This window comes from Aquabacterium sp. (assembly GCF_036279675.1).
Lineage (GTDB): Bacteria > Pseudomonadota > Gammaproteobacteria > Burkholderiales > Burkholderiaceae_C > Aquabacterium.
Genome location: NZ_DASUIS010000055.1, coordinates 1 through 15,992 on the forward strand (window position 1 = coordinate 1; position 15,992 = coordinate 15,992).

The following is a 15,992-nucleotide window of genomic DNA, read 5'->3' on the forward strand; positions in this document are numbered from 1 at the left end:
GATGCTTTCGGCCTGAGCAACTTCGGCGTCAACCTCACTCGCCTGCCACCCAACTCGGTATCGGCACTCAGGCATTCGCACTCCAGGCAAGACGAGTTCATCTACATCCTTCAAGGGCACCCCACCCTCCATACCGATGAAGGGCGCATGCCATTGGCACCGGGCATGTGTGCCGGATTCAAGGCCGGCAGTGGCAATGCCCACCAACTGCTCAACGAGACATCAGAAGAGGTGGTGTATCTGGAAGTAGGCGACAGGACGCCTGGCGACCAAGGCAGCTACCCCGATGACGATCTGATGGCCACCTTGGTCAACGGTGTATGGCAGTTCACGCACAAGGACGGCTCGCCCTACTGATTCAACACGCCATGTCGCTTGGTCGCCTGGTGGCGGTGCATGCGCATCACACTCGCCATGCGGGTTCGGGAGGTGCTACGCTTCCCGCAGTCGTGTCAGCTCAAAGTGTTTCGAGACCATGTTCCACCGCCTCACCCTCCCCGTTACCCAGTTCGAGCAGAACTGCTCTCTGGTCTGGTGTTCAGACACCAAGGAAGCCGCCCTGATCGATCCGGGTGGTGATGCCGGCACGCTGCTCGAAGCCGTGGAAGCACGCGGCCTCACGCTCAAGGCCTTGTGGCTCACGCACGCGCACATCGACCACGCCGGTGCCACAGGCCATCTGGCCAACACGCTGAGCCTGCCCATCATCGGGCCGCATCAGGGTGACAAGTTCTGGATCGATGCCCTGCCTCAGCAAAGCCAGATGTTCGGTTTCCCGCTGGCCGAAGACTTCACACCCACGCAATGGCTCAACGACGGTGACACGGTTCAGATCGGCCACTGCAAGCTTGATGTGCTGCACTGCCCTGGCCACACGCCCGGCCACGTGGTGTTTTTCGAGCCCACCACGCGCCATGCCTTTGTGGGCGATGTGCTGTTTGCGGGCAGCATCGGCCGCACTGACTTCCCGGGCGGCAACCACGCCGATCTGATCAAGGCGATCAAGACCAAGCTGCTGCCGCTGGGTGATGACGTCACCTTCACGCCCGGCCACGGCCCCGAGAGCACCTTCGGCGAAGAGCGTATCGGCAATCCTTATTTGTGAGCCGCGCCCCAGTAGGCCAAGGCAGGCGCGTCATCCAGGTAGGCCGCGCCGGTCTTGCGAGGGGCGTCAAAGCGCTGCACAGGCTTGGCAGCGCGCTCGTAAACCGGCAGCACCTTGCCCAGCTGGGCCTGCATGTCGGCAATACGGGTGGTGCTGGCGGGGTGGGTTGACATCCACTGCGGCGGCGCACCCTTGTTGGCCGCGCTCATCTTGCGCCACAGGCTGATGCCGGCGCGGGGGTCATAGCCCGCGTGGGCGGCCAGGTCCATGCCGACCAGATCGGCCTCGGTTTCGTCTTCGCGGCTGAACTTCAGGGTTAGCAACTGGCTGCCCACATTGAGCAGGGCGTCGCCCGTGTTGCCCAGGCCCAGGATGCTGGAGATGATGCCCGCACCCAGTGAGGTCGCGCGCGTCTTGCCCGTCTGTGCGCGGGCGTGTTCGCGCAAGGCGTGGGCCATTTCGTGGCCCATCACCATGGCCACTTCGTCGTCCGTCAACTGCAGTTCGGTGACGATGCCCGAGAAGAACGCAATCTTGCCGCCAGGCATGCAGAAGGCGTTGAGCTCCTTGGCGTTCAAGGCCATGACCTGCCAGCGCCATTGTTGGGCGCGCGGGTTCCATTCGTAGGTATGGGGGATGAGGCGCGCGGCGATCGTCTTGAGTCGAATCGCCAGGGGGTGGTTGTCCGGCAGCAGCGCGTTTTGCTGGCGAGCCTTCTCGGCCAGCTGCATGTAATTGCGTTGCGCAGCCGTTTCCAGATCGTCTGCGCTGACCATGTACGCAAAGCGGGAGCGCGGCCCCACCTCCACCCCATCACGGGCCATGGCCACCGGCGCCCATGCGGCCAGAGACAGCACAGCGGCACTGGCCACGCGCGCTGCCCAACGATTCAACTGCAAACCACCCATCACACCGAGCCTCATTTCAACGTGTTTTCAACACCTTGTTGTTTCATCCTGCCTGATCAGGCCTGATCCTGCTTAACGCACATCGGCCTTGTTCAGCATACGTCGCACGGCGGGCAGCAGCAAATAAGCCGGGAAGGACAACCAGAAAGTCAAAAAGAAGAAGGTGGCATAGCCCATTTGCTCCACACCCAGGCCCCCGGCCCAGCCCGCCACCGCGCGCGAAAACGCGAAGATGGACGAGAGGATGGCGTACTCGGTGGTTGCGCGCTCCTTGCTGGTGATGCCCATCAGGAAGGCCATGAAAGCCCCCGTGCCCAGGCCGCTGGTGAAGCTTTCCAGCCCGCTGGCGCCATACACCGTAAGTTGATAGTGTGCGCTCACTTGCAAGCCAGGCTCCGTGTGTGGCACGTACCAGGCCGCCAGGGCGTAGCCCAGGTTGGACGCAGCCTGCGCCAGGCCCAGCACCCAAAGGCCCTTGAAGATGCCGACACGGTCCACATACCAGCCGCCCGCGAGCCCACCGGCGATCGACAGCCCCAGGCCCACGTTGACACTCACCAGGCCGATCTGGGCGGGTGTGAAACCGGCATCCACCCAGAAGGGTTTGACCATGAAGCCCATGGCCGCATCGCCCAGTTTGAACAGGAGGATGAAGAGCAGCACGGCCAGCATGCCCGGGCGGGCCAGCAGCTCCACCCAGGCACCGAAGATAGGGCCGTCGGCCATGGCGTGGGCCTGCGGGCCGCGCGCAGCGGTCACCATCAGGCCGGCACCGGCGAACATCAGCCCCACCGGCACAGCGCCCTTGAACCACCAGGTGCCGCTCACGGCCTGGATGGCCGACCACTCGGCCGCCTTGGCAATCGGGCCCAGCACCGGCCACAGCAGGCCGGCCATGACCAGGCCCAGCGCCAGCAGCCACAGTGGCTGTTCGCGCACCGCAGCCCACTCGCGGGCAGAAGCCCCCTCGTCGCGCGCGGCACGGGGCGGTTGCGCGGGCGCCATCAGGATGGACAAGCCGTTGATCAGCATCAGCACTGCGCCGAGGCCGTAGGCGGCCGTCCAGTTGGGCTGCCCCGGTTCGCCCATGGCACCCGCCACCACCAGCAAGCCTCCGGCGGCCAGCATGCCCACCCGGTAGAAACCGATACGCAGGCCATTGGCCACGCCGTACTGCCCTTTGGACAACAACTCGATCGTGTAGCCATCGGTGGCGATGTCGTTGGTGGCCGACAGCATCGTGAAGGCCGCCAGCAAGGCCCAGGGCCAGGTAGCGCCCTGCCCCAGCGCCTGCGGATGCAGGGCCAGTGCCACCAGCACCAGCGCCATGCCCGCATTGGCGCCGGCAATCCACCAGCGGTGGCCACGCCAGGCGTCGATCAACGGCGCCCACAGGAACTTCACCGTCCAGGCCAGGCCCAGCAGGCTCAGCAGGCCGATCTCGGCTGGGCCCACCCCCGCTTGCCGCAGGTTGACCGGGAACAGGTCATAAAACAGGCCCAGCGGCAGCCCCTCCGAGAAATACAGCAGCGCCACCCAGGCCATCAGGGCCTTCGGGCTGGACAAGGGAGACAGAGGGGAAGAAGCAGCGCTGGAAGGCGACGGTGGCGACGATTGCATCCGGGGATTGTAGGAACAGCCGCCACCTGAGCCGAAAAACCGCGGGGAATGGCCCCGGTAAAGCGGACTTTTCAAGGTTTCCGGCTTCAGCGAAAGCGGGAAGATGCCGATAGGGCCGAAGTGGCGTCTGCTGCCATCGCTCGCGTGACGCTGCCCGGCCCAGGAGGCTTACATGAACTTTCGCACCAAAATCCGGATGCTGCCCATCAGCGCAGCGGCTGTGTTCGTCATCGGCGTGGCCGTCAGCTTCTTTGTGGGCGAGCGCACCTCCAGCGTGTTGCAACACCTGCACGAGGTCGACAACCCGCACATGAGCTACGTGACGGCGGTGGACCGCAGCGTCGAACAATTGCGGCTCACCCTGCAGACCGCTGCCGCCGAAGGCGACACCGAGCGCCTGAAGGAAGCCGACGCCATGGTGGCCAGCGCGAAGGATGCGCTGGGCGGCATGCAGAAGCTGCCCGAGAAGACCACCATCGCCCGAGAGTTGAGCGACGCGTTCGAGGCCTACCAGTCGTCAGCGATTGGCGCCACCCGGGCCCTGGTCAGCAAGAAGGATCCTGGTGACCAACTGGGCAAGATGCAAAGCTCCCAAGTGGCCTTGCAAAAGCTGCTGGAACAAAACAAGAAGGCCGCCCGCGCCGCCATTGACGATGTGCAGGCTTCTGCCACGCAAGGCGTGAGCACGAATTTGTGGGTCACCTTGCTGACCGGTGTGATCGTACTGAGCGTGCTGGGCATTGCCTCGCAGGCCATCGTGACCTCGGTGTGGCATGACCTGGGTGGCGAGCCCGCCGATCTGCGCGATCTGGTGGGCCGCATCGCCGAAGGTGATCTGGACATGGACCTGCAGCACAACCCCAAGGACAGCAGATCCTTGAAAGCGTCCGTGATCACCATGAAGCACAAACTGCACGACACCATCGGCGTGATCCGCCACGCCACGGATTCGATCGGCACGGCCTCATCCGAAATTGCCTCGGGCAACCAGGACCTGTCCAACCGCACCGAGCACACGGCCTCGAACCTGCAGCAGACCGCCAGCTCGATGGACGACCTGACCAACACCGTGCGCCAGAGCGCCGATGCCGCACGCCAGGCCAACCAGATGGCCACAGGTGCCGCCGCCGCAGCCCAGCGTGGCGAAAGCATCGTGACGCAGGTGGTGGCCAACATGGCCGAGATCAACGACGCCAGCCGCAAGATCACCGACATCATCACCGTGATCGATGGCATCGCCTTCCAGACCAATATCCTGGCGCTGAACGCCGCCGTGGAAGCCGCGCGTGCCGGTGAGCAAGGCCGTGGCTTTGCCGTGGTGGCCGGTGAGGTGCGCACGCTGGCCCAGCGCAGCGCGCAAGCCGCCAAGGAAATCAAGACGCTGATCAACTCGTCGAGCGAGAAGGTCGAATCCGGTTCGAAGCTGGTGCAGGACGCCGGCAACTCCATGACCGAGATCCTCAACAGCGTGCAGCGCGTGTCGGACATCATCGGCGAGATCACGGCAGCCGCTGGCGAGCAAAGCCAGGGCATCAGCCACGTGAACCAGTCGGTCAACCAGCTTGACCAGATGACACAACAGAACGCCGCCCTGGTGGAGCAATCCGCAGCCGCAGCCGAGAGCCTCAAGGACCAGGCGCACAAGCTGGCCGACGCCGTGGCGGCCTTCAAGCTGGGTCGCCAGTCGGGCGGCAGCGCCTTCAATGCCAGCACCGTGATCGCCAAGGCGCAGACCAGTGCGGCCGCCAGCTACACACCGGTCACCCCGATGCTCAAGGCCGAGCCTGCCTTCAAACCGGCACCGTCGGCTGCGGCCAAACCCGCGCCGCTGCAGCGCCCCAGCCTGCCGCAGCCGGAATCCAATCCGGCCCCGGCCGCAGCGGCCACCACGGCCCCTAAGGCCGACGATGATTGGGAAACCTTCTGATCATGTGATCCCCTGATCGCAACGAATCAGAACGCCGACCGGCCCCGCGCCCGTCGGCGTTCGGTTTTTCAGGGGGATGGCGGCCCGCGCTTTTGGGCTACGCTTGCGGCTTCTTGCAGATACGCTGCAAGCGTCTTGCTGCCACCGCCTAGCCCATGCCCGCCGACACACCAACCAGCTCACTGAAATTTGCCGCCAACCTGTCGTGGCTCTATACCGATCTGCCCTTCCTGGATCGGTTCGAAGCGGCTGCACGTGATGGTTTTCAGGGAGTGGAATGCCTGTTCCCCCATGAACACCCCGCGGCCGAGGTGGCAGCCCGCCTGCGTGCCAACGGCCTGCAACTCGTGCTGTTCAACGCCGCCCCGGGCAACTGGGCACAAGGCGAACGCGGCCTGGCCAGCCTGGGTGGCCGCGAGGCGGATTTCCAGGCCAGCATCCACGCAGCCCTGCAACTGGCAGGCGAACTGGATTGCCCACGTGTTCATGTGATGGCGGGGCTGTGCATCGAAGCCGGCCGTGACGCTGCCTGGGCCCGCTACGGCCAACGCCTGCAATGGGCCGCCGAACAGGCGCGGGCCCATGGGCGCACGCTGATGATCGAACCCATCAATGGCCGCGACATGCCCGGCTACCTGCTGACGCACCAGGCGCAGGCCCATGAACTGGTGCAGACCATTGGCTCGCCACATCTGCAGGTGCAGATGGACCTGTATCACTGCCAGATCGTCGAAGGCGATGTGACGATGCGCCTGCGCGAGTACCTGCCCACGGGCCGCGTGGGCCATCTGCAGATTGCCGCCGTGCCGGATCGCGGAGAACCCGATCAAGGCGAGCTGAACTACAACTGGGTGTTCAAGGAGCTGCACGCCCTGAACTGGCAGGGCTGGATCGGCTGCGAATACAAGCCACGTGCCGGCACCTCGGCCGGCCTGAGCTGGCTGCCGGCACCAGGCCAGGCCTGATCGCGCCCTTCCCCCCTTACAACGCCCCCAACATCACCAACAGGGACACGCACCATGAGCACCACACCGAACTTCCCCGCGACCGTCCGCACCCGCGATGGCCTGGAGCTGGTCACCCAGCACTGGCCTGTGGCGGCCGGCCAGGCACCGCGCGGCGTGGCCGTGATCGTGCACGGCCTGGGCGAGCACTGTCTGCGTTACGCACACGTGGCCGCCTACCTGAACCAGCAAGGCTGGGCCGCCATCGGCTACGACCACCGTGGCCATGGGCGTTCGCCCGGCAAGCGTGGTGGCCTGAACGACAACGACGACTTCCTGCACGACCTCGCCAGCGTGGTGGACGCCGCCCGCGCGGCCTACCCCGGTCAGCGCCTGCTGGTGGTGGGCCACAGCCTGGGTGGTGCGATTGCAGGCCGCTTTGTCTCGGCCCTGGCCACGCCGAAGGAGGCCGCCCCCTGGTCGCGGCCGGTGGATGCGCTGGTGCTGTCCTCCCCCGCGCTGGACGTGCCCATCAGCGCCATCCAGAAGGGCCTGCTGGCCACGGTCGGCAAGCTCACGCCCGACGTGCCCGTGGGCAATGGCCTCAAGCCGGAATGGGTGTGCAACAACCCCGCCACCGTCAAAGCCTATGTGGCCGACCCGCTGGTGCACGACCGCATCACCGGCCGTCTGACCCTGTTCATCATCGCCGCCGGTGAAAACGTGCGCGCCCGCGCGCCGCAGTGGACGGTGCCCACGCTCATCATGTGGGGTGGCCAGGATCGCTGCGTCAAGCCTGAGGGCTCGGCCGCGTTTGCCGCCACGGCGCCCACCTCGCTGGTCAGCAACCGCCCGTTCCCCGGCTTGTCGCACGAAATCTTCAACGAAGTCGAGCAAGGCGAGGTGCTGAAGACGATGGGCGATTGGTTGGGCCGCGTTTTTGGAGGATGATCGCAGTCTTTGCTGTTTTCCGTTAGACCGACATCATGGCGCTCAAAGCCACCATCTTCAAAGCCCAGCTGCAGCTGGCCGACATGGACCGCAACGTCTATGCCGATCCATCCATGACCATCGCCCGGCACCCGTCCGAGGCCGATGAGCGCATGATGATCCGCGTGCTGGCGCTGGCCTTGAACTGGCCGGCCGACACCTCGGAAGGCACGCTGGAGCTGGCCAAGGACATGTGGGAGCCCGATGAGCCCGCGCTGTGGCACAAGAACTTCTCTGACGAGATCCTGCACTGGGTGGAAGTGGGCCAGCCTGATGACAAGCGCATCATGAAGGCCTGTGGCCGCGCCCGCAAGGTCAGCGTCTACGCCTTCCAGAGCAGCACCAACGTCTGGTGGGACAACATCGCCAACAAGCTCACACGCCCTCAGAACCTGACCGTGTGGCAGATCCCCACCGAGCAGAGCCAGGCCCTGGCCACACTGGCCAAGCGCACCATGCAGCTGCAGTTCACCGTGCAGGATGGCACCGCGTGGATCAACGATGGCGAGCAGACCATCGAGATCACGCCCGTCAAGCTCATGGGGCCTCAGTGAGCGCCTGATCGGCTTGCCGTGCGCTGGCCTCGGCCACCACGGCAGGCTCTGCATCGCGCAAGGCCCTGCGCAGCACCTTGCCGATGGGCGTTTTGGGCAGCTCCTGCCTGAACTCCACAACCTTGGGGCGCTTGTAGCCTGTCAGCACCTGCGCGCAATGGTCGCGCACGGCCTGCTCGGTCAAGTCCGCGCGCTCCCGCACCACAAACAGCTTGACCGCCTCGCCCGAACGTTCGTCGGGGATGCCGATGGCGGCACACTCCTTGACCCCGGGCAGCAAGGCCACCGCGTCTTCGATCTCGTTGGGGTACACATTGAAGCCCGACACCAGGATCATGTCCTTCTTGCGGTCGATGAGCTTGATGTAGCCACGTTCGTCCATCACGCAGATGTCACCCGTGCGCATGAAGCCGTCGAGGGTCATCACCTTGGCCGTTTCATCCGGTCGCTGCCAGTAGCCTGCCATGACCTGCGGCCCGCGCACCGCCAGCTCACCGGGCACACCAGGCGGCAGCTCGCGCCCGTTTTCATCCAGGATCACCACCTCGGTGGAAGGCAGGGGCAGGCCGATGCTGCCCGTGAAGCCCTGCTGCTGGCCGGGATTGCAGGTGACGCCAGCCGTGGTCTCGGACAAGCCATAGCCTTCACAGATGATCAGGCCGGTCTTGTCCTTCCACAACTTGGCCGTGGCCTGCTGCACGGCCATGCCACCGCCCACGGACTGTCTGAGTGCGCTCCAGTCCACGCTGCGGAAATCAGGGTGGCGCGCCATCGCGGCAAACAAGGTGTTGACCGCCGGGAAACTGTGAAAGCGGTAGCGTGACAGCTCCTTGAACATGGCCGGCAGATCACGTGGATTGGGGATGAGGATGTTGCAGGCGCCCAGGCGCATGCCCAGCATCATGTTCACCGCAAAACCGAAGATGTGATAGAGCGGCAAGGCCGCCACCATGGTGAACTGTTCCTGACGCGTGATGGGGTCGATCACGGCCTTGTTCCAGGCCTCGGACAACAGCATGCTGGCCACCACATTGCGATGCGTCAGCGTGGCGCCCTTGCTCACGCCCGTGGTGCCGCCGGTGTACTGCAGCACGGCCACATCATCGGGCCCGGGGCGAGCCGGCTTGAACACCAGCCCACGCCCGATACGCAAAGCCTTGTTGAAGCGAACGGCACCAGGCAGATCGAAAGGGGGCACCAGCTTGCGCACATGGCGCACGGCCAGGTTGATCAAAGCCCCCTTGACCGAGCCCAGCATGTCACCCAGGCCGGTGAGCACCACATGCCGCACGGGCGTGGCGCTGATGACCTGCTGCAAGGTGTGCGCGAAGTTCTCCAGGATGACGATGGCCGAGCTGCCCGAATCCTTCAACTGGTGTTCCAGCTCGCGCGGCGTGTACAGCGGGTTCACGTTGACCACCACCATGCCGGCACGCAGGATGGCGGCCACGACCACCGGGTACTGCGGCACGTTGGGCAGCATCACGGCCACGCGGTCACCCGGCTTGAGGCCCAGGCCATGCAGATATGCCGCCATGTGTCGCGAGGCCGCATCAATGTCCGAAAACAACCAGGCCTGACCCATGAAGCGATAGGCCGGCAAAGGGGCGTGTCGCGTCAGGCCTTCATCCAGCAACTCGACCAGAGAGCTGTAAGCCGCCGCGTCAACCGAATGCGGGACACCTGGCGGATAGTGCTTCAGCCAGATCTTTTCCATAGGCGCTCCTCAGCGATGAGCCGGATGGCTCAGGCACGTGTCCGATTCTTCTACGGAAGGCACTGAATGCGTGCACGGGATGCCCCCTATGGCGCAGCGCGTTAAGCGTCTGTTTGCCCGGTTATTTCTTCGCACCACCATCACAAACCATCGCGCAACATCGGTTTGCTGGATGAGCGTTTGCCATCCAGGCGCCGCCCGGAGTCGCATTGCTTCGCAGGCGGAAATGCGATCCCGAGGGGCGTGACCAGCCGTCAACATCTCCAACGGGTTTCAACATGTTCAATTGGTTCAGACAATTCAGTGTCGCGTCACGGCTGCGAGCGCTTGCCTTGCTCGCCGTGGTCGGTGTCATCGGCGTGGCCTGCGCGCTGATGTGGTCCAGCTATCAACAGCAACTCGGTGCGCGCCAGAATGCCGTCAGGCAGGTGGTCGAGGTGGCGCATGCCTCCGTGCAATGGGCCTACGCACGGCAACAGGCGGGCGAACTCAACGAAGCGCAGGCACAGAAGATGGCGCTGTCGGCGCTGGACAAGCTGCGCTACAGCGGCAACGAGTATTTCTGGGTCAATGACCTGAACCACCGCATGGTGCATCACCCCATCAAGCCTCAGCTGGATGGACAGGATGTGGCCGAGATGAAGGACCCCAACGGCGTCTTCCTGTTCAAGGACTTCGTGAACACGGTCAAGGAAAAGGGGCAGGGCTTCGTGGCCTACCAATGGCCCAAGCCTGGCAAGGAGCAGCCGCAGGACAAGATCTCCTACGTCAAAGGCTTCGAACCCTGGGGCTGGGTGCTGGGCTCCGGCCTTTACATCGACGATGTGCAGGCGGCCTTCCACCAGCAACTCATCAAGGCGCTCAGCGTGGTGGGCCTCACGGCGCTCGCGCTGGCCGTTTTCATCGAAGTCACGGCACGTGATCTGAGCACCGGCGTCAAGGTGGCGGTACAACGCGCAGAAGCCATTGCCGACGGGGATCTGGCCACGGGTCAGGCGCCGCACGCCCTCACGCACGGCCGTGACGAAATCGCGCGCTTGCTCCAGGCCATGCAGCACATGTGCGAAGGTCTGGCGGGCACCGTGGGCGAGGTACGCCACAGCGTCGACAGCGTGGCCATGGCCAGCCAACAGATCGCAGCAGGCAACCTGGACCTCAGCCAGCGCACCGAGAACGCGGCGGCCCGCTTGCAGCACACGGCCTCATCGATGGACCAGTTGTCCGGCACGGTGATTCACAACGCACAGTCATCCACCTCGGCGCAGGAGATGGCAGCCGAGGCCTCCAGCCAGGCACAACGCGGTGGCGAAGTGGTGTCTCAGGTCGTGCTCACGATGGAGGCCATCCACGCCAGCGCCCGCAAGATCTCCGACATCATCGGCGTGATCGATGGCATCGCCTTCCAGACCAACATCCTGGCGCTGAATGCGGCCGTGGAAGCCGCACGCGCAGGTGAGCAAGGCCGCGGCTTTGCGGTGGTGGCAGGCGAAGTCCGCACGCTGGCTCAACGCAGTGCGCAGGCTGCACGCGAGATCAAGACGCTGATCCAGGCCTCCACCGAGCACGTCGAATCTGGCGCGAGCCTGGTCCACGATGCCGGGCAGACCATGCAGTCCATCGTCTCCTCGGTTGAAAGAGTGGCCTCCTTGATCCACGAGATCGCGCACGCCACGACCGAGCAGACGCAAGGCGTGGGCACCATCCACACCGCCGTGTCGGAGCTCGATCAGATGACGCAACAGAACTACGTGCTGGTCGAGCAATCCGCGGCCGCAGCGGCCAGCCTGAAGGATCAGGCTGATTCACTGGCCGTGGTGGTGAGCCGCTTCAGGGTGGCTGGCGCCTTCTGAGCCAGCGGCCAGCACCAGGTCGTTTTCATCGTCCAGCAGCCAACGCGAAGGCTCGGCTGTTCGACGCCTGGCCAGCATGGCTTCGACATGGCGAGCCCACGTGCGCCCCAATTGCTGAGCCGGCCGCTCGACGCCGCGATGAAACAGGTGGGTGACCGCGGCTATAAGCGGCAAGGCCACGACAACAGCCGTCAGCGTGGCAGCTTGCGGCATGAGGCTGAACACGACCTTCATCACGGGAATGTGCACCAGATAGAGACTAAAGGACACTTCACCCAGGTACTGGAAAGGTCGGCGCTCCAGCAGGTTGCGCATGCGCTCGAAACTCGTGGCCGCGAGCATGAGTGCACAGGCTGCCAAGGCCACGAACCAGTCGGCCACAAAGGCATTGAACGTGGCCAACTCGCGCCAGCCCAACTTCTGCGGAATCAGATAGACCATGCGTGCATAGGCGTACACCAGTAACGCCATGACCACGAGCCACACGCGCTGCGAAGCAGACAGACTCAAGACCCGCGAGCGCCAGGTGTCGAACTGCGTCACCAGCGCAGCGCCCAGGCCGAAAATGAGCAGGTAGTGTGCCGTGTGGACATAACTGGTCTTGAAGCCCGCCGAGGGATCGCCGAACAGGGTCACGAAGCCGGCAGCCAGCAGCGACAAAACCCACAAACCCAGCAAGGCAGATCGAACGCCCCATCGAGCGAAAACCAGGCAGAAGCAAGGGAAGAGCAATGCAAAACGCATCTCGTGGATCAAGGTCCAGACCACGTCGTTGAAGACCATGTTGTCGAAGTCCGGCACCATCAGCAGTTGCCCAAGGACCACCCACCCGTTTATTTCCTGTGGCCAGTGCATCGGGTGGTTCTGAGCCAAGCCCAGCGTGGCGGTCAGGCTGCTCGCGATCACACAACAAACTGCCACCAGAATGTGAGGTGCACCGACCCGCATGAACCGCCCAGCCAGGAAGGCCGGCCAAGGCTGTGGTGCCCCGTGGCGTGCGCGTTGCACAAGCACCATGCCGCTGAGCACAAAAAATAGAATGACGGCCTCACCGCCAGCCCAGAAGAGGAACAAGGGGGTGAGATCCAGCGGCGTATGGTGCTGAACGAACACGTTGCGCACGTGTGCGAACAGCACGGAAGCCGCAGCCAGACCGCGCAATGCGTCCAGCGCTGCGAAGCGTTTCATGGGAGCCCTGACATTTCATTGTTATGGGCTCATTCTCGCCTTGAAGGCTCTCGGCCGGTGTAACGGCGAGTTACGCAAACGCCTTCAGCACCGCACCTGGTTCAAATGACGGCAGCCAGCGCTTCAGCCACGCGGTCCACGTTGTGGCTGTTGAGGCCGGCCACGCACATGCGGCCGGAGCGCAGCAGGTACACGCCGTGCTGCTCGCGCAGTGCATCGGCCTGCTCGGGGCTCAGGCCGGTGTAGCTGAACATGCCGCGCTGGGTGATGAAATAGCTGAAGTCGCGCCCCGGCACACGCTGCGCCAGACCGTCATGCAAACGACGGCGCATCAGCTGAATGCGCTCACGCATGCCGCCCAGCTCGTCGGCCCACAGCTTGTGCAGGGCCGGCGTCTGCAACACACGCGCCACGATCTGGCCACCATGTGTGGGCGGGCTGGAGTAGTTGCGGCGCACCGCCGACATCAGTTGCCCGAACACGCGCCCGGCCTGATCCTTGTCAGGACAAACCACGCTCAGGCCACCCACGCGCTCGCCGTACAGCGAGAAGCTCTTGGAAAACGAATTGGCCACGAAGAAGGGTACGCCTGCATCGGCCAGGGCGCGGATGGCATGGGCGTCTTCGTCAATGCCGTCGCCAAAGCCCTGGTAGGCGATGTCCAGGTAGGGCAGCAACTGGCGCTCGCGCATCACGGGGATCAACTCGCCCCATTGCGCCACGCTGAGGTCCACCCCGGTGGGGTTGTGGCAGCAGGCATGCAGCAGCACGATGCTGTGCCTGGGCAGCGACTTGATCGTGTCCAGCATGGCATCGAACTTGAGGCCGCCAGTGGCGGGGTCGTAATACGGGTAGGTGTTGACCTGGAAGCCCGCGCCCTCGAACATCGCGCGGTGGTTGTCCCAGGTGGGGTCGCTCACCCACACCTGCGAATCAGGGAAGTAGCGCTTGAGGAAATCGCCACCCACCTTGAGGCCACCTGAGCCCCCCAGGGTCTGCAGCGTGGCGATGCGGCCGCTCCTGACGGCTTCGTGCTCGGCGCCGAAGAGCAGGTGCTGCACGGCCTCACGGTAGTTGGGGGCGCCGGCCATGGGCAGGTAGGGCTTGGGGCCGATGTGGGCCAGCATGGCGCTTTCGGCTTCACGCACGGCGGCCATCACGGGCAGGCGGCCCTCTTCGTCGAAATAGATGCCGATGCTCAGGTTGATCTTGCCCTGACGCGGGTCTTTCTGGAAATCCTCGTTGAGCGTGAGGATGGGGTCGCCGGGGTAGGCATCAACGTGCTGAAACATGGGGGTCCTCGTGGGGCTCTTTGTCGGGGATCCGCATTATCGCAAGGGGCGGCCACCGTCCGGAATCCTGAATGACGAAAAGACGCCCAAACGCCCTTGTTCATGCGCGATTGCGCCAGGGTGCTTCGCGGCATTGTGTGCATGGCCGCTGGCTTGCGCCTGGAGCACTCTCATGCACACACCGAATTCCTTGCCTCAAACCTCCTCCGAATTGCCCACACGCGCCCTTCACGCGGGCGCTGCCCGATGGGCGGCCACCACGATCGCACTGGCCCTGGCTGGCCTGTTGCACGCCTGCGGTGGCGGCGGAGGCGGTGGTGGGAGCAGCGAAGCGGCGGGCAGTGCCAATTCCGGCTCGGCACCCACCTCTACATGGCCCTTCCCCATCGGCATGTCGCTGGCCTCCCCCGCCGCCCTGGCTTCGGCCAGCAACGTGGTCGCGGGCGGCCTGGGCATCGACAACCTGGGCCTCAGCACCACCATGACGCCTCAACAGGCGGTGCTGTCGAGCCAGGCCGACGCCATCGCCACGGGCCGCCTGAGCCTGTCCGGCAGCGGGCTGGTGAACGTCTCGGCCCTGTTTGACACCAGTGCGCGCAGCCATGCCTCGTGTTATGGCCAGACCGTGGCCTATACCAACCACGACAATGCCAGCGGGACCAACGGCACGCTGCCATCTGGCGAAGTGGCCATCTGGCGCGCCACCGACAACAGCAGCACGCCACAGGCCTGCGCCGCCGCGGAGGTGAGCGCCCAGACCCAGGGCTTCAGCGCCCAGACGCACCAGGCTGTCCTGCTCATGGCCGCCATGCGTCAGCTGGTCGCAGCCAACACCAGCGTCGCGCTGCCTGCCGCAGGCGGCGCCACCGACGTCACCAGCCGCGTCAGCACGCTGTTGACGCCGCTGCTGTCCGGCACCACGGTGCAGTCGGCAACGGTGTCCCTCAATGCAGACAGCAGCGAGTACACCTACCGCCTGCAACTGACACGCGGCAGTGGCACCAGTGCCCAATCGCTGGAGATCAGCATGCTGCACACGCCAGCCGACACCGATCTTCACTACGCCGGCACCCTGCGTATCGCACTGGGCTACCTGAGCACGGATGCCAGCATCGGTTGCGCCGATCAGATCGACAGTGGAACCTCCCGCTACAAGGTGGCACGCCTGGTGTCCGTGGGCTACAACCGGCAGGACCAGTGGCTGAGCCTGCGCCTGCGTGCGGGCCAGTATTGCGGCAACGCCACCGGCAGCAACCAGTTCGAGGCCCTCGCGGCCACCGTCATGTCCGGCGAGCTGGATCCCGCCGTGTACCTGGCCGGCAGCGTGCGAGGCAGCACCCTGGGCTGGCGCCAGGGCTTCGTCCGCATGGGCAACGATGTGCTGGCCTCGGCCCAGACCAGCGATTTCATCCTGGCCTGGCAAGACCAGCCTTTGGGTGGCGCCAGCCGCGCTCGCCTGTTCGCCGGCCACAGCAGCCTGGACAGCGGCACTCAGGCTCGCAGCCTGGCCCTGTTCCATGGCTACACGAACGACATCAGCATCACGGACGGCACCATGATGGGCATGGTCTGCAACTGGAACGGCCCCGGCAGCACCCGGACGCTGCAAAACGCCTTCCAGTACCAGGCACTGACGCTGGGCAGCAGCGCCACCGGTTGGACGCTCGGCACATCGAGCATCGCCTATGCCCCCACCAACAGTTGCAGCGCCAGCAACAGCATGAGCTTCGACACCAATGGCGATGGCACCCTCTCGGGTGCTGAAGGCCAGGGCTTCACATCTGGCCTGGCCGTACCAAGCGGCAGCAACGATGTTCAGGACGAGCTGCAGCAGCAGGGCTTCCTGGCGCCGGTCCTGTTGCTGTAACGCGGCGCAGGCAGGCACGAGGCCACCTTC

General features: G+C 64.8%; 13 protein-coding genes. 8 read left to right on the top strand and 5 right to left on the bottom strand.

The genetic code is table 11. The annotated features are described in order from the left end of the window. Positions 1 to 357, top strand: a 357-nt coding sequence (locus VFW93_RS06250; protein ID WP_329693128.1) for a cupin domain-containing protein, incomplete at its 5' end; no start/stop codon positions are given. A 118-nt stretch (positions 358 to 475) separates the two neighbouring features. Beyond that, positions 476 to 1,105: an MBL fold metallo-hydrolase gene (locus VFW93_RS06255; protein WP_329693129.1), complete on the top strand. Its 630-nt coding sequence runs from the start codon at positions 476 to 478 to the stop codon at positions 1,103 to 1,105. Here VFW93_RS06255 and VFW93_RS06260 read toward each other — a convergent pair. Together VFW93_RS06260 and VFW93_RS06265 are read right to left on the bottom strand one after the other, a co-directional pair. After that, positions 1,096 to 2,013: a M48 family metallopeptidase gene (locus VFW93_RS06260; RefSeq protein ID WP_329693130.1), complete on the bottom strand. Its 918-nt coding sequence runs from the start codon at positions 2,011 to 2,013 to the stop codon at positions 1,096 to 1,098. The genes VFW93_RS06255 and VFW93_RS06260 overlap by 10 nt on opposite strands. A gap of 72 nt (positions 2,014 to 2,085) precedes the next feature. Beyond that, positions 2,086 to 3,633 (bottom strand): MFS transporter, encoded by a 1,548-nt coding sequence (locus tag VFW93_RS06265; RefSeq protein ID WP_329693131.1) that lies wholly within the window; start codon positions 3,631 to 3,633, stop codon positions 2,086 to 2,088. A 172-nt stretch (positions 3,634 to 3,805) separates the two neighbouring features. On the opposite strand from VFW93_RS06265, the gene VFW93_RS06270 reads away from it, so the two are divergent. The 4 genes from VFW93_RS06270 (at position 3,806) to VFW93_RS06285 (ending at position 8,048) form a co-directional block, all read left to right on the top strand. Beyond that, on the top strand, positions 3,806 to 5,560 hold the full coding sequence (locus VFW93_RS06270) for a methyl-accepting chemotaxis protein (RefSeq protein ID WP_329693132.1): 1,755 nt from the start codon (positions 3,806 to 3,808) through the stop codon (positions 5,558 to 5,560). A 155-nt stretch (positions 5,561 to 5,715) separates the two neighbouring features. Then, positions 5,716 to 6,525, top strand: coding sequence for a 2-oxo-tetronate isomerase (gene otnI / locus VFW93_RS06275; protein WP_329693133.1), 810 nt, complete (start codon positions 5,716 to 5,718; stop codon positions 6,523 to 6,525). A gap of 54 nt (positions 6,526 to 6,579) precedes the next feature. After that, the gene (locus VFW93_RS06280) at positions 6,580 to 7,455 is read left to right on the top strand and encodes a lysophospholipase (RefSeq protein ID WP_329693134.1); all 876 of its coding nucleotides are present in this window, start codon (positions 6,580 to 6,582) and stop codon (positions 7,453 to 7,455) included. 35 nt (positions 7,456 to 7,490) lie between these two features. After that, a complete protein-coding gene (locus VFW93_RS06285; RefSeq protein WP_329693135.1) occupies positions 7,491 to 8,048 on the top strand; it encodes a YaeQ family protein in 558 nt (185 codons plus the stop codon). Here the strand turns inward: VFW93_RS06285 and VFW93_RS06290 are convergent. Continuing rightward, complete coding sequence (locus VFW93_RS06290; protein WP_329693136.1) at positions 8,032 to 9,765, bottom strand: AMP-binding protein; 1,734 nt, start codon at positions 9,763 to 9,765, stop codon at positions 8,032 to 8,034. The two genes, VFW93_RS06285 and VFW93_RS06290, sit on opposite strands and share 17 nt — an antisense overlap. Before the next feature lie 341 nt (positions 9,766 to 10,106). Between VFW93_RS06290 and VFW93_RS06295 the strand changes: the two genes are divergently transcribed. Beyond that, positions 10,107 to 11,615, top strand: a complete 1,509-nt coding sequence (locus VFW93_RS06295) for a methyl-accepting chemotaxis protein (protein WP_329693189.1) — start codon at positions 10,107 to 10,109, stop codon at positions 11,613 to 11,615. On the opposite strand, the gene VFW93_RS06300 is transcribed toward VFW93_RS06295, so the two are convergent. Further along, positions 11,568 to 12,803: an acyltransferase gene (locus tag VFW93_RS06300; RefSeq protein ID WP_329693137.1), complete on the bottom strand. Its 1,236-nt coding sequence runs from the start codon at positions 12,801 to 12,803 to the stop codon at positions 11,568 to 11,570. The genes VFW93_RS06295 and VFW93_RS06300 overlap by 48 nt on opposite strands. 101 nt (positions 12,804 to 12,904) lie before the next feature. Beyond that, positions 12,905 to 14,095, bottom strand: a complete 1,191-nt coding sequence (locus tag VFW93_RS06305) for an amino acid aminotransferase (RefSeq protein WP_329693138.1) — start codon at positions 14,093 to 14,095, stop codon at positions 12,905 to 12,907. 172 nt (positions 14,096 to 14,267) lie between these two features. Between VFW93_RS06305 and VFW93_RS06310 the strand changes: the two genes are divergently transcribed. Next, positions 14,268 to 15,962 carry a hypothetical protein gene (locus VFW93_RS06310; protein ID WP_329693139.1) on the top strand — a complete coding sequence of 565 codons (1,695 nt, stop codon included), beginning with the start codon at positions 14,268 to 14,270 and terminating at the stop codon, positions 15,960 to 15,962. The last annotated feature ends 30 nt before the right edge of the window (positions 15,963 to 15,992 follow it).